The sequence below is a fragment of the Corynebacterium mendelii genome (assembly GCF_017307055.1).
Lineage (GTDB): Bacteria > Actinomycetota > Actinomycetes > Mycobacteriales > Mycobacteriaceae > Corynebacterium > Corynebacterium mendelii.
Map to the genome: position 1 here is coordinate 67,180 of NZ_JAFLEQ010000016.1, position 13,918 is coordinate 81,097.

Sequence of the window (13,918 nt, forward strand, 5' to 3'; positions counted from 1 at the left end):
TCCTGTGGACAGGTAATTTCACGGTATTTTCCGGGGAGTATGTCTATCGACCCCGGAGAATCGTTACCTGCTGAATTAGTTTCGCACCCAAACTGTAACCAGTTTGTGATGTTACGGGTTGCCACCCTAGTTGGTAATGCAGGCCACCGCAACCGGAATGTGACCCTGTTTTCCCCTCCGTGACCCCGCCCGGGAAGCGGCCGCGGGGGTGGGTGTGGCGCGGGTTTCATGTGCTGGTGGGCGCCCCTGCGGCGGGATGGCGGGAAAAAGCGGCGCACCTTGGCCGGCGCCGCGGCCAGTCGCCACGGCTTTGCCCGGGCGATCTGGCATGGTGGTGTGGGTGAGCAAAAAGTCATCACCACAAGCACGTTTGGGGACGTCTTCCGCGCCCGCCGGGCGCCGCCGACCGGCGGCGGGCCGCGTTCGCCAGCGCCCGCAGCCGGTTCCTCCCGCCCCCGCGGCGGCCCCGGCCCCGCCGCGGGGCGCCCTTGCCCGTCTGTGGCATGTGGCCCCCGCCTTCCTGGCACCGAATGTGATCCTTGTCTCACTGATACTGCTGGTGTCGCTGGGACTGCTGTTATTTATGGAATCGGGGTTTGTCACCCTTCCCGCCACCGTCGGGCAGCTGTGGCTGGCCGCCAACCTGGCGCCGGTGGGCACCAGCCGGATCACCTTGTCCGCGCTGCCGATGCTGCCGGCGGTGCTGGTGATTGCTCTGGTGGCCCGGCAGGTCCACAAAGTCATCAGGGTCCGGGCCGCCATCGCCGATGTGGTGCTGCTGGTGGTGCTGGTACCGCTGGTGCCGTTGCTCCTGACCGGGGTGGCGCTGTTTATGGTCTGGGATGCCTCGCCGGTATTTCCGGTGACGGTGGCCTCTGTGCCGGGGGCTGTGGCCTCCACCGCCCTGGTGCACGGCACCGGTTTGGTGCTCGGCATGGGGCCACGGTTGTGGAAAGCGCTGTGTACCCGGGCCGGGGTGCCGGTGCATCTGGTGTCCGCAGCCACCGTGGCCGCCGACTTCCTGCGCTATCTGGCAGTGGCCGCAACAGCCGTGTTCGCCGTGTCACTGCTGTGGCATATCCCCCAGTTGGTGGAGCTTTCCGAACGCTTCAACGGGCCGTGGGCCGTGGTGGGCCTGGTGCTGCTGAGCATCCTGTACCTGCCGAATGCGGTGGTGGCAACCGCCGCTGTACTGCTCGGGTCCGGGGTCGGTATCGGCGGGGCGGAAGTGTCGTTGTTCGATGTGGTGCTGGTGCCGCTTCCCCCGCTGCCGCTTCTGGCGGCCCTGCCCGCTGAAGCGCCCGTCTGGTTCCAGCTGCTGCTGCTGATTCCCGCGGTGTGCGCGGGAGCCGCGGTGTTCAAACATCTGCGGGCCACACAGGGCGATGTGTCCGGGCTGTATGTCTCCGGGGTGTTCGCCGGACTCTTTGCTCTGGTGGCCGTCACCATGAGCCGCGGGGTGCTGGGTGTCTACGGCACCGCGGGGCCGCTGTTGTGGCTGTCCGCAGGGCTGGCCCTGGTGTGGATGGCCGCCGTGAGCTGGACGGTCATCGGTGTGGGCCGGGCGGCCTGGGCGCTGCACCGCAGAAACAACCCCGATGAGGCGGCCGACCTGGCAGAGCCCGCCCCCGAAGAAGCGGCACACCGGCAAGCCACGGAAGAAGACGCCGTCATCGCCGATGACGACGGTGACGGTGAGTCCGCCGGCACCGACGGTGATGACGGTTCCGCCGGTACCGACGGCGACGACGAATCCGCAAACGCCGAGGGTGACGATCAGTCCGTCACTACCGACGCTGACGTTTCTGCCGGCGGTGAATCCGCCGGCCCCAGCGGCGGGGACCCTGCGGGCACTGACGAAGAACCTGCGGGCACTGACGAAGAACCTGCGGGCACTGACGAAGAACCGGCCGGCAGCGACCACATGCCTGCCGACGGTGAACCCGCCAACGGTGAGCCTGCCGGTGATGGCGGTGATCCTGCCGGGGGCGCCGGTAATGCCGCCGCGGAGCGGACAGAAGACACCGGTGCGGCAGACGGTGACGGCAATCCCGCCGACAGCCCGGCAACCGCCACCGATAGCGACAGTGTCACCACCGTCCCGGACAACGCCGACAGTGCAGATGACCACCGCACCGCTGATCCGGCAGATGGCAACACCCGCCCGGAGGCCGAAAGCCACCCGGCCACCGGGACCGCTGCCGCACACACGGACGGTGACAGCGCTGCCCCCGAGGGGACCACCCGGGAATACCCGGGTAAGCCGCGCGGCTGACACAGCCGACTGGCCGGGGCCGGTGGAAGGGCCGGAAACGGTTGTTCCCGTGCGCGAGGGCCAACCCATATAGGATGTGGGCCGTGAACACCACCGAGTTAGCCACCACCCCCGACACACGGGCAAGAACAATCGTCGTCCTGGCCAGCGGCCAGGGCAGTCTGCTCAAAGCCATTGCCGCCGGGGCAGGTGACAGCTACACCGTCGGTGCAGTGGTGTGTGACAGACACTGCCCGGCCGCCGACTGGGCCGCCGGGCAGGGACTGCCCTGCTTTGTGGTGGGGCTTGCCCCCGGGGCGGACCGCGCCGAGTGGAACCGTCGCCTCGCCGAAACCGTGGCGGCGGTGGAACCCGACCTGGTGGTCAGTGCCGGGTTCATGAAAATTCTGGGTCCGGAATTCATCGACAGATTCCACGGGTCGATCCTCAACACCCATCCGGCGCTGCTGCCGTCTTTTCCCGGCGCACACGCGGTCGCCGACGCCCTGGCCTACGGGGTGACCGTCACCGGCTGCACTGTCCATGAAATCGACGAAGGTGTCGACACCGGCCGGATCGTCGCCCAGGTGGCTGTACCGGTGCTGCCGGGTGATAGCCAAGAGGTACTCCACGAGCGGATCAAAGTGGAAGAACGCGCCCTGATCGTGACGGTGCTCCAAGCCGCAGACCCGATGCACCCGACCATCACCGGTTAGGGGAGCCGGAACCCACCGGCCCCGGGCCGTGCGGTACCCCGGCCCGCAGGACACACCGCCTGCGATGGTCTCCCTGCGGGGGCAGTGGCCGCGAACCGGTGCGGCGGGGGCCGTGAAAAATGGGCGCCAATGGTCAATACTTGGTGTTTCGTGGGCCGGTGATTGACCGGCGCATGAAAAGAAAAAAGAACACACCTGCCAGCTGTGCCGCCCGCCGCTGCGGCACGATGACAGCCGAAGGATTGTCCTTTGGCGTCTCCAATTAAGTGAAAGGCGATTACGCTAACAACCATGAGTGACGATACGAAGGCAATCAAAAGGGCACTGATCAGTGTCTACGACAAAACCGGCCTGGAAGAATTGGCGCAGGGGCTTGCCCGCGCCGGGGTGGAAATCGTCTCCACCGGATCGACCGCGGCGACAATCCGGCAGGCAGGTGTCGATGTCACCCCCGTGGAAGAGCTGACCGGATTCCCGGAATGCCTGGACGGGCGGGTGAAAACCCTGCACCCGAAGGTGCACGCCGGAATCCTGGCCGACACCCGTCGCCCCGAACACACCGAACAGCTGGCCGAGCTGGGGGTGGATGCTTTCCAGCTGGTGGTGGTCAACCTGTACCCGTTCTCGGACACCGTGGCCTCGGGTGCCGACTTCGATGACTGTGTCGAACAGATCGATATCGGCGGCCCGTCGATGGTGCGCGCCGCAGCGAAAAACCACCCGTCGGTGGCAGTGGTCGTCGACCCGGCCCGCTACCCCTCGGTGGTCAGCGCCGCCGCCGAAGGCGGCTTCAGCCTGACTGAACGCCGGGAGCTTGCCGCCGAGGCCTTCCGCCACACCGCCGCCTACGATGTGGCGGTGGCCGGCTGGATGACCGGGCAGCTGGCCGACACCGACACAGTTCTGCCGGACTGGATGGGGCAGGTCTGGTCGAAATCGCATGATCTGCGCTACGGCGAAAACCCGCACCAGGCCGCGGCCCTGTACCTGGATCCGGCTGAAGCGGGCCTGGCCCAGGCAGAGCAGCTGCACGGCAAAGAGATGAGCTACAACAACTACACCGACTCCGATGCGGCCTGGCGCAGCGCCTGGGACCACGACAAGCCGTGTGTCGCGGTGATCAAACACGCCAACCCCTGCGGTATCGCCGTCAGTGACGTCTCCATCGCCGACGCCCACAACAAGGCCCACGCCTGTGATCCGGTCAGTGCCTTCGGCGGGGTGATCGCCGCCAACAGGGAAGTCACCGTCGAGATGGCCGAACAGGTCGCCGACATCTTCACCGAAGTGATCATCGCCCCCTCCTACGAAGACGGCGCGGTGGAGATCCTGTCGAAGAAGAAAAACATCCGCATCCTCATCGCCGAGGAACCCAACCGCACCGGGCTGGACACCAAACAAATCTCCGGCGGGCTGCTGGTAATGGAACGCGACGCCATCGACGCCGACGGCGATGACCCCAGCGAATGGGAACTGGTGGCCGGCAAACCCGCCGACGGCAAAACACTCGCCGACCTGAAATTCGCCTGGCGCACCGTGCGCGCGGTGAAATCGAATGCCATTTTGCTGGCCAAAGACGGCGCCACCGTTGGTGTCGGCATGGGCCAGGTCAACCGGGTTGATTCGGCACGTCTGGCCGTCCAGCGCGCCGGCGAGGAACGCGCCGCAGGTTCTGTGGCCGCCTCCGATGCATTCTTCCCCTTCGCCGACGGTTTCGAGGTTCTGGCCGAAGCAGGGGTCACTGCCGTGGTCCAGCCCGGTGGTTCCATCCGCGATGAAGAAGTCATCGAAGCCGCCAAGAAAGCCGGTGTGACCATGTATCTGACCGGCGCCCGCCACTTCTACCACTAGAAGACGAAACATCACCTTCCGGCCGGAAAAAGAAACAACCGGCCGGAAGGTGTCTGCTCTTCCGGCCCCCGCACACCGCAAAGCCCCAGGCACTCCTGACAGGGCCACCGGCAGGCGGGGGCTTTGCCGTCTTTTAACGGCTACTGCCGGAAAAAACTTTCGCCTTGGGGCGTCGCCGCCGCCACCGGCCGACCGGCAGACAGGACTCAGGGAAACCGGGACAGGTCAGATGCGGGGGATTTTTTAACTCCTTTCCGCCCCGCACCCGCGGTCACCGCAGCTAGAGTTGAACGAAACGAAAAGGCTGCGGCACAGACTGAGTGGCAGCAGAACAATACAAGCCAGGAGTTTATAAAAAAGCCGTGACAACCACCCGCCCCGGACCATCCCTGCCACCCGGACCCGCCTGGCTGTTCGCCCCGGTCAACCGGCCCGAACGCATCCCCAAAGCAGTAGAACGCGCCGACAGCGTGATCCTGGATCTGGAAGACGGGGCGGGAAACCTGGACCGCGATGTTGCCCGCCAGACCATCATCGACTCGAAACTGGATCCGGAAAAAACCATTGTCCGGGTCATCGGCCCGCATGATCCCGGGTTTGCCGGGGATGTCGCCGCTGTCAGACAAACCGACTACCGCTATGTCATTGTTCCGAAACTGCGCCACGAAATCCCCCGCGAGGTGGAGGGGCTGAAGATCATCGCCCTGATCGAAACCCCGGAAGCGGTGCTTGCGGCCGAAACATTCGCCGCCCACCCCGATGTGGTGGCCCTCTACTTCGGGGCGGAGGATCTGATCGGATTCCTCGGCGGAACAGTCTCGCGAATCCAGCCCGATGAAGGCTGGGACAAACCCCGTCCAGGTCCCTACCGGCCGGTGGTGGCCTGGTCGCGAACCATGATGCACCTGGCCGCCGGGGCCCACGGCAAAGCATCCATTGATGCGGCGAAAGCCGAATTCGATGACTGGCAGGGCAACTTCGATGAAGCAGCCGATGCCGGCAGAAGCGGGTTTTACGCCACCTGTGTCATCCACCCCAACCAGGTGCCGGTCGTCCGGCAGGCCTACATGCCGGATGCAAAAACACTCGACTGGGCACGGCGGGTGGTCGCCGAAACCAAACACCACCCGGGTGCTTTCAAACTCGACGGCGACATGGTGGACGCCCCGCTGATCGCCCATGCTTTCCGCATCGTCGACAGAGCCGATCGTCTCAGCTGACAGCTTCATTGGGCGGCGGAGTCACCGCCGCCCGGGAGGTTTCTTTTCGGAATCAGCTCAGCTGTAGTTGCCGCTGGTGGCCAGGACGGTGAACTGTCCGTTCCCGTAGGCGAATTCCGCCATGTAATCGCCGGTGGGGCAGCAGGCCGGATCCTGTGAGGTGATGGCTCCGCCGGTGACCCGGATGGTGCCGGCGCCGGTGATCTCCAGTCCTGTTTGCGGGCCACGGGCAGGGTTGATGCCCGCGCTATGGACGTCAAGCAACCCCAACGGTTCATTGTCGCTGTAGGCCACGATCTGGTTGGGCCAGCTGACACCACCGGCATTGCAGACGAACTGCACCACAATATCGTCCACCCCGTCGCCTGTGAAGTCTCCGATGGCATAGGGCACGGTTGTATCCAGCTGCTGCATTCCATGGCCCTCGGGGATGCCGAGCAGTTCCCCGTTGACCAGGGTCCCCGCCTCATGCATGCACATTGCCGGGACTTTCGCGTTGTAGATGTCTTCCAGCGTCATCGGGTGAGCCTGCGGCTCTTCGGTAACAGTGACAGTCTCCGGCTCCGGGGTGGTACCGGCATCATCCTGTCCGGTTTCCGCGTCAACCACTTCGGTGACGGTGACTGTGTTCCGGGCGGATACCCCCTCTTCGCGGCCGCAGCCGGCCAGGAGAACAGGAACAGCCACCACGGCCAGAACAGCTGCGGAAAACCTTTGACTCATCGGGAAAATCCTCCGGGAGATACACTGCAAACCAACACCTGCAACACTACCCGCCCACAGCTCGTGCGGCGCCGGTGTTTTTTCAACCATGAACACCTGTCCGGCAAAGGGAAGAACCTGTTTTCTGCCAGGGGATCTTTTCAATTGGCCGCGACGAAAAAACCGGGCTGTGGCACCGTGTGGTCCAAATCCCGGTTATGGGGGGACGAAGAAAAACAATCTGGGTGTCTGCGGAAAAAACAGTTGTGCTCAGGAGTCTTCCAGGCCGGAGAGAATATCGAGGGTTTTCGGCACCCGGTCTTTGGGCAGCTCGGCGTCGAGAACCTTCAGGGCCGCATCAGCCAGCACCACCGCGATCTCGGGGATCCCCTTGCCGGTGTAGGGGGCTTGCCCGTTGTTCGGGCGCATGTCGGTGACCGACTGGGCCAGGTGGAAGGGAAGATCCAGCCGTGGGTCGCCGTCGCCGACAATAATGGCGGCAAGATCACGGAAGGTCTGCGACAAATCGTCGCGGGCTTCCCGGAAATCGGCGAATTCGGCACTGGCGGCAATCGGCAGCTGGTAGAGCCTGCCCACATTCCACCGGGTGGTGTACAACAGCCGGGACTCGGCGGCCACCAGGGCCCACAGCCTCTCCTGTGCGGAGGCATCCACCTCAGCCAGCCGTTCGGCCAGTTTGCGGGCGGGTTCGACCGTTCCCGACAGAAGGGTCAGGAAAATCTCCGTCTTCGACGGGAAGTGGTAGTAGAGGGATGCCTGCCGGATACCGACGGCTTCCGCAATCTGGTGCGTGGAAGTGGTCGCGAATCCGCGTTTGGTGAAAAGCTCCGCTGCGGCGTCGAGAATTTCCTCGCGTGCGGTGTTGCCGCGGCGACGCGGGCTGTTCTTGCGGGGACGCCCCACAGCTCCTGCCATACCTAGAAGGCCTTTCAATAGCACTAACCGGGTGGGGCCGCCCACGTGGCTGCAAGCAACCTGGAAGGTTCTTGGAAAAGGACGCGGCTCCGGCACCGGTATTCGGGTGGACACTCCTGCCGGATGAGCACAATCGCCCCGGTTCAGTGACGAAACGGAACGGCTACTGTGTCTCGGTAATAAATTCTACCGCCTGACAGGAAATAAGGGGGTAACCGGTGGGATATTAAGGTGTCACCGGCTGTCGAGACGGGTCTGTACGGAAGCGATGACCTCCGACAGGCTGCGGCAGGCCGCCCCGTAGATGGAGCGCTGGACCTGCGGAACCATCTGGTAGTCCTGCGGCCCGTCATCCAGCCCCTCGAACCACCGCTCAAACACCAGTGACAGGGCGGCAGCCCAGGCCTGGCGGAGATAATCGGTTTCATCGGCGGTGAGAACCCCGGCCGCCTGTGCCGCGGACAGCCGGTCCAGGGTGGGGGTGACCCCTGACCCGGCGGAAAAAGCAGCCCACCGGGCAAGATCGGCGACCGGTGTGATCAGATGGCCCCTGATATCGACCACTGAATCACGGGCCGGAAGACCGGCTGTTTTCTTCAGCATCGGCGGGCGGGTGGCCAGAACCTGCTCGAACAGGGGAGCACCGGTTTTATCCAGCTCCATCACCAACGGCGCCATCCAGTTTCCGGCGTCGACGAACCAGCCCATGGTTTTACCGTCGCGGGCAGACACCGACGATGTGATGCGCGCTTTCCAGGTTGTCCTGTCAGCCGGACCGTAGCCGTCACTTTGATCACCGACGGTGTAGCCGGTGTCGGTGAATATGCCGGCGAGGGTGGTGTTGCCGGTTTTTACTGTCTGCAGGCCGGTGGCATCGTCGGTGACGGTGAACCAGTAAATGGGGGAGGTGGGAAGACCGTTGCCCCGGCCGAACGGTCCGGAAACAATCATCTGTGCCCCACCGGTCATCTCCCGGGCGGCCGGTGAATGCAAAAGACCGGTGACCACACCGGCCAACCATTGCGACAGTTCAGCCGGGGGCGCGGAATGGTCGATGGCGTTGCGCAGCAGTTCCTGCGCCTCGGCAGCCACCCCGGCGAGAGTAGCCTGCCGGTCACACCGCCGTGCCTGGTGGTGCAGCTCGTTGAGCGACTCGTGCAGCATGGTCAAACCTTTCAGAAAAACTCAATGGTCGGAAGGTGCACTAAAAAATGAAAGCGAACCGGCATAGTTCTCGTCTGATGAAGAGAACAACTTTCCAAAATAATGCCACACCTGCACCGGTGACGCTGTGCACACAGATGCGTCACGAGATCAATGAGGTCTTCGCAGCACCCACTGTTGTCTCCCACCGGGTGGTGCGACTCCGGGCAGCAGGGGGTGCAGTGGACAACAACGAAGGTGGCGTGTCAGTCCGAATCCGCCGGCACCGAGACACAACAACGACACCGCAGCCTGCCTGGCATCACGCCAACAACATCACAGAAGCTCAAAAAAGCGGGACTGTCTCCTAGGACGTGACCCAGGGCCGATACTTCCACCGGTGGAGACATAATCGAGCACCTGTTGTCGACGGCCCATCTTTGATGTCAACGGTGGGGGATGGCCCATAAATGCCATAACACTGGAAACCCCGGTGATCCCCGCAGCAGGTGGGTTCAACGAGGGTGCCGATGGGTGTCCGTATGGCGTTGTTGGAAGGACCTATGCCCGCTGGGCGCAGGGCGGTGCCCCGGCGCTCGCGCATCCCCGCACCGCCGGGACGGGACGGAGTGGACACCTTTTTCCAACCATGGCGACGAGCCTCCCCGCACAGGGATCGATGACGCCCTTTGAACGAATCCCACGGGGACAAATTCTTAGCCGTGCACGGCACCGACCGCTGCCTCGGCACTGATGGCCACTAGCATCAGGCCGATCGAGCCCAGCGTCCATCCGAGAGCACGCCCGTGCCCGCATGTGCCGAATCACCACCCTGATGCGGAGCATGGACCCGGCCGTTTACAGACCACCGGCTACATCCTGGACGCGTTTGATCTTCCCGACGAGTGTCCCGCCGTTCAACTTCTCGGGCCGTGTCCGCGGGTGCAGTCTCCGGGTATTCAGGCTCTGTGCCGGGCGCAACCAGGACATCATCACCCGTTTTGATGAAGGACTGCTTCACGCGCTCACAGACCCCGGCTCACTGTCTTGTTGCGCCGTTTTTGGATCGATGGACCAAAAGCGCCTCTCGATGGCTTCGGTCAGCTGCTCGGCGCTGCCGCCCCACGCTCAATGATCCTTTCCCCAGCTGGTGAACCGGCATAAGAATCTCGGCCATTGCTCGCAGTGGCTGAATGATCACCGCCGCGGATTTCCTGAGTGCTTCGCCGTGACCTCCCACCCCTCGTGCTGCTTTTGGATGGCTGCCGCCAGCTGCGTGGCTCTCCCCTCCACCGCGTTGTTCATCGCTGGCCCGTCATCCTTCATCCCGGTGGTTGACACCCGTGAAGGCGCCGAACCGGTCCTCGAGGGGCGTTGAGCTGTTCGCATGGTTCGTGAGCTGCTCCTGAAGGTCGGCTGGTGTCTCCGATTGGCGCGCATCCACTCGTTGAAATACCGGCTTGAATTCGTGGCATGGGCCGCCAGCTTCATTCTCACGCTGGTGTGATCGATCTTCGCCATGTGTTGCTGGCCCGAGTGGGGACACAGCATGGTGGGGCAGCACTTCCAGCCCACAGTCCTCCACCACGGAGTCGTTGACCAGAAGCGCGGGGCAGACGCCACGAACGTGCCTCGGGGCACTGTCGGCAGCTACCCGGTCGTGGTTGGCAAAGACGAGAAAGAGCGGGGTCGCTATGCGTGACGACAACGACATTGAGTCTCTCGCATCCGGATGCACAACCCGGGGCAAGTATCGGCCGTGTCGGATATCCGGCCCCGTGACAGGCCAGCGGTGAAGGAAACAACAACTTAAGTCGGGTGCGGGAATTATGGCATGTGCGTGTGACAAGCCGCGTACGGCAAAGTGCGCAGGTTTTGTAACTTTGGTGACATAGTGCGGGGATGGGGCCAGCGTGATTGACCCAGCCGCCAGCAATACACAGTTGTGTGTCTGTCGCGGACACAGCAAAACGGCCCAGCCGGTGGAACATGTCCTGTGGCTGGGCCGTTTTATGCTGTTTAGCAGCGTGGCTTGGTTTATGGGGGACCTTGTGTCAGGTACCCGCACCAGGCCTCAACGCTGACGTGCGTCGAGAGCACGCGGTGAAACCGTGTGCCGGCTCGCTGGTTAAAAAGACTGTGTGGTCTTTCGCTTAGCGGGCGGTGAACGGCAGGAGCGCCATTTCACGGGCGTTCTTGACCGCGGTGGCGACCTCGCGCTGCTGCTGCGGGGTCAGACCGGTGACCCGACGGGAGCGGATCTTGTACCGGTCGGAGATGAACTGGCGAAGAGTTTCGGTGTCTTTGTAGTCGACCTTCTCGATGCCCTTCACCTTGAGGGGGTTCTTCTTCGGGCGGCGGGACTGTTCCATCCGCGCCTTGCGATTGGGGGTGCGCTTCATAATTGGAATACTCCTCGCTTACCAGCTGGACTTACGGACGCCGGGAAGCTCACCGCGGTGAGCCATCTCGCGGACGCGGACACGGGACAGACCGAACTTGCGCAGGTAGCCGCGCGGACGGCCGTCGTGGGCATCGCGGTTGCGGACACGCACCGGCGAAGCGTCACGGGGCTGACGGTTCAGTTCGTACTGGGCATCCAGACGATCCTCATCGGAGGTCTCCGGGTTTTTGATGATGCGCTTCAGTTCCTGACGGCGCTCAGCGTAGCGGGCGACGATTTCCTTGCGCTGCTCGTTCTTGGCGATTTTGGACTTCTTGGCCATGAATTAACGCTCCTCGCGGAATTCGACGTGCTTGCGGGCGACCGGATCGTACTTCTTCAGTGTGATGCGATCGGGGTTATTGCGCTTGTTCTTGCGGGTGACGTAGGTGTAGCCGGTTCCCGCAGTGGACTTCAGCTTGATGATGGGGCGAATGTCATTGCGTGCCATGTTATTTGGTTACACCTTCTCTCCGCGGGCGCGGATCCGAGCGACAACGGCTTCAATGCCGTCGCGGTCGATAACCTTCAGACCCTTGGTGGACACGTTCAAAGTGATGGTCCTTCCCTCCGAGGGGAGGTAGAACCGGCGGCGCTGAATATTGGGGTTCCAACGGCGGTTGGTGCGCCGGTGCGAGTGCGAGACGGACTTGCCGAAACTCGGCTTGCGTCCCGTGACCTGGCAAATAGCCGACATAGGTTTACTTTCTCCTTGCCGCCCGTAACTCAACTGAAACTGCAAAACAAAAACCGCGGCATCCGACCATGTCTTCCGAAGAAGACTGGGGCGGTCACGCTTGACGGGCGGACCTTGACACAAAAAGATCAACGCACCTGACAAGTGCGGATCAAAAATCTGGTCGGTGTGCTGCGATTGTTTAGCCAGCTGGTGGGGCGTATACGAATGCTTTCGACAACAGCAAGTGGCCAGCATACCGGTTTTGGCGGCATTTGCATAATCGTGCGGTGGCCGAAACGGGTGGGGCGGGTATTTTCACGCCCGCCCAGGGTGGCCGGTGCCCCGGGCGAACAACTCTACCGGGGCTGGCATGCAAGGGGCGTGTCGGGCGGTCCCGGAGGTGATGGCAACCGGTGGGGGAGGGGATAATTTATAAGGACAAGATGTTTCTGGTGACTGCTGGTGTTGTCGGATGGTGCTGAAGTGGCCGGAAGTGGGGTGGATGGTGACCCCGCTTTGCTTTTTGGCCTCCCAAGTCCTAGGCTTGGACGGTCGAATCCGGAAGGCCGAGTGCCACCCGGCGCCTCGTGCGCTGTGTGCTGCCCGGCTTTTAGGTTTTCGGTTGTTGACGCTGTAGGATTCAGCGATGCAATGGTGTGGCCGCGCCCACCCCGGTTCATTGATACGTGCCGGAACTTGTACAGGCGGGCCGCGCGCACAAAGCTACGGATCCTCGTATGACCGCCGATGGGGAGATTATCTCTTCCCCGGTATCACCCCGGTTTGTTGAACCAGGGCGCCGGGACCCGGGCAGCGGACAATGCCACAGCACCCGGTGGAGGAAAGATTCCGCCGACAGGTGTGACGCAGTACCGTAACAACCTTGTGGTCGGCAGTTTTTCGGACAAGCCGCAGCCCGTTGTTTTCTTCTAACGGGTGGCGGACGCGTGGGAAAAATTGCTGACACCGCAACGGTGGCTACGGTCCAGGCTGTCAGTCACGCACTGCCGGAGAAGTAATCTTTCCGCCCCTCCGGGCGCCGCTTGCAGCATATTGGGAATCCCCCAGCGCGCTAGCACGCCGAGAAACACACAAAGCACCTGATGAAAAGGGATGAAGATGAAGAAGGATATCCACCCGGACTACCACCCCGTGGTCTTCCAGGACGCGGGCACGGGCCACAAATTCCTCACCCGTTCCACCGCCACCAGCCAGCGCACCGTGGAGTGGGAGGACGGAAATGAGTACCCGCTGATCGTCGTTGACGTCACCAGCGAGTCCCACCCGTTCTGGACCGGCGCCCAGCGTGTCATGGACACCGCCGGCCGCGTCGAGAAGTTCCAGCGCCGCTACGGCAACCGCGCCCGCCGCGCGAAGAAAGCCGCCGCCAACTAAGCAGTCAGCTTGGTTTGACGGGCACAGTTTTCACCCGTGCCGTAACCGCCTACCCGCACCACTTTTAAAGGAGAAACCCCATGGCAGTCCCGAAGCGCCGCATGTCGCGTGCGAATACGCATAGCCGCCGGTCCCAGTGGAAGGCTGACAACGTCGCCCTCCAGGAAGTCAAGATCGACGGTGTCAGCCACCGGATCCCCCGCCGCCTGGTCAAGGCCGCGCAGCTGGGTCTGGTTGACGTCGAGCAGTTCTAGTCCACTGGCGCCTGCACGGCGCCACGGCTCGTCCGCGGAAACCACCTTTTTTTGCTCCGTTTTTCCCGTCGGCACCGTCGCCTGAAATGGGACGGTCCCGACGGTCGGATACGCAGCTGGGTTGAGGCCGCGCACACTTTCATACACCAGCACAACGCATCTGCGGCTGACAGATATCAGCCGCGGATGCGTTTTGGTGTACCCGGAAGGCATTGTCCCGCTGTCTTTTTCTCCCCGCCGCCCCGGCCGTGTGCCGGCGCACCTGAGGCAGACAAAGACCAAGGATCGATCCCATCCGGGTTTTTTTATCTGCTCTTTTCCCGGG

The 13,918-nt window shown here is 63.1% G+C and carries 13 protein-coding genes; 6 read left to right on the forward strand and 7 right to left on the reverse strand.

What is annotated here, in order from left to right; genetic code table 11:
- The first annotated feature begins 505 nt into the window (after positions 1-505).
- The 4 genes from JZY06_RS08770 to JZY06_RS08785 all read left to right on the forward strand — a co-directional run bounded on the left by JZY06_RS08770 (position 506) and on the right by JZY06_RS08785 (position 6,041).
- Complete coding sequence (locus JZY06_RS08770) at positions 506-2,275, forward strand: cell division protein PerM (protein WP_207279184.1); 1,770 nt, start codon at positions 506-508, stop codon at positions 2,273-2,275.
- An 83-nt stretch (positions 2,276-2,358) separates the two neighbouring features.
- Positions 2,359-2,970 carry a phosphoribosylglycinamide formyltransferase gene (purN, locus tag JZY06_RS08775; protein WP_330617224.1) on the forward strand — a complete coding sequence of 204 codons (612 nt, stop codon included), beginning with the start codon at positions 2,359-2,361 and terminating at the stop codon, positions 2,968-2,970.
- A gap of 291 nt (positions 2,971-3,261) precedes the next feature.
- Positions 3,262-4,821 carry a bifunctional phosphoribosylaminoimidazolecarboxamide formyltransferase/IMP cyclohydrolase gene (gene purH / locus JZY06_RS08780; RefSeq protein ID WP_207279186.1) on the forward strand — a complete coding sequence of 520 codons (1,560 nt, stop codon included), beginning with the start codon at positions 3,262-3,264 and terminating at the stop codon, positions 4,819-4,821.
- Positions 4,822-5,183: 362 nt separating this feature from the next.
- Positions 5,184-6,041: an HpcH/HpaI aldolase/citrate lyase family protein gene (locus JZY06_RS08785; RefSeq protein ID WP_330617225.1), complete on the forward strand. Its 858-nt coding sequence runs from the start codon at positions 5,184-5,186 to the stop codon at positions 6,039-6,041.
- A 57-nt stretch (positions 6,042-6,098) separates the two neighbouring features.
- On the opposite strand, the gene JZY06_RS08790 is transcribed toward JZY06_RS08785, so the two are convergent.
- The 7 genes from JZY06_RS08790 to rpmB all read right to left on the reverse strand — a co-directional run bounded on the left by JZY06_RS08790 (position 6,099) and on the right by rpmB (position 11,962).
- Entirely contained in the window at positions 6,099-6,764 is a 666-nt protein-coding gene (locus JZY06_RS08790) for a hypothetical protein (RefSeq protein WP_207279187.1), read from the reverse strand.
- A 249-nt stretch (positions 6,765-7,013) separates the two neighbouring features.
- Complete coding sequence (locus JZY06_RS08795; RefSeq protein ID WP_207279188.1) at positions 7,014-7,679, reverse strand: TetR/AcrR family transcriptional regulator; 666 nt, start codon at positions 7,677-7,679, stop codon at positions 7,014-7,016.
- A gap of 234 nt (positions 7,680-7,913) precedes the next feature.
- Positions 7,914-8,843: a putative nucleotidyltransferase substrate binding domain-containing protein gene (locus JZY06_RS08800; RefSeq protein ID WP_207279189.1), complete on the reverse strand. Its 930-nt coding sequence runs from the start codon at positions 8,841-8,843 to the stop codon at positions 7,914-7,916.
- 2,132 nt (positions 8,844-10,975) lie between these two features.
- Positions 10,976-11,224, reverse strand: a complete 249-nt coding sequence (rpsR, locus tag JZY06_RS08805; protein WP_207279190.1) for a 30S ribosomal protein S18 — start codon at positions 11,222-11,224, stop codon at positions 10,976-10,978.
- Positions 11,225-11,242: 18 nt separating this feature from the next.
- Positions 11,243-11,548 carry a 30S ribosomal protein S14 gene (gene rpsN, locus JZY06_RS08810; protein ID WP_207279191.1) on the reverse strand — a complete coding sequence of 102 codons (306 nt, stop codon included), beginning with the start codon at positions 11,546-11,548 and terminating at the stop codon, positions 11,243-11,245.
- 3 nt (positions 11,549-11,551) lie between these two features.
- Positions 11,552-11,716 (reverse strand): 50S ribosomal protein L33, encoded by a 165-nt coding sequence (rpmG, locus tag JZY06_RS08815; protein WP_012359793.1) that lies wholly within the window; start codon positions 11,714-11,716, stop codon positions 11,552-11,554.
- 9 nt (positions 11,717-11,725) lie between these two features.
- Entirely contained in the window at positions 11,726-11,962 is a 237-nt protein-coding gene (gene rpmB / locus JZY06_RS08820) for a 50S ribosomal protein L28 (protein WP_207279192.1), read from the reverse strand.
- 1,101 nt (positions 11,963-13,063) lie between these two features.
- Between rpmB and JZY06_RS08825 the strand changes: the two genes are divergently transcribed.
- Both JZY06_RS08825 and rpmF read left to right on the forward strand, forming a co-directional pair.
- The gene (locus JZY06_RS08825; RefSeq protein ID WP_207279454.1) at positions 13,064-13,339 is read left to right on the forward strand and encodes a type B 50S ribosomal protein L31; all 276 of its coding nucleotides are present in this window, start codon (positions 13,064-13,066) and stop codon (positions 13,337-13,339) included.
- An 80-nt stretch (positions 13,340-13,419) separates the two neighbouring features.
- Positions 13,420-13,593: a 50S ribosomal protein L32 gene (gene rpmF, locus JZY06_RS08830; RefSeq protein ID WP_207279193.1), complete on the forward strand. Its 174-nt coding sequence runs from the start codon at positions 13,420-13,422 to the stop codon at positions 13,591-13,593.
- Positions 13,594-13,918: the final 325 nt, after the last annotated feature.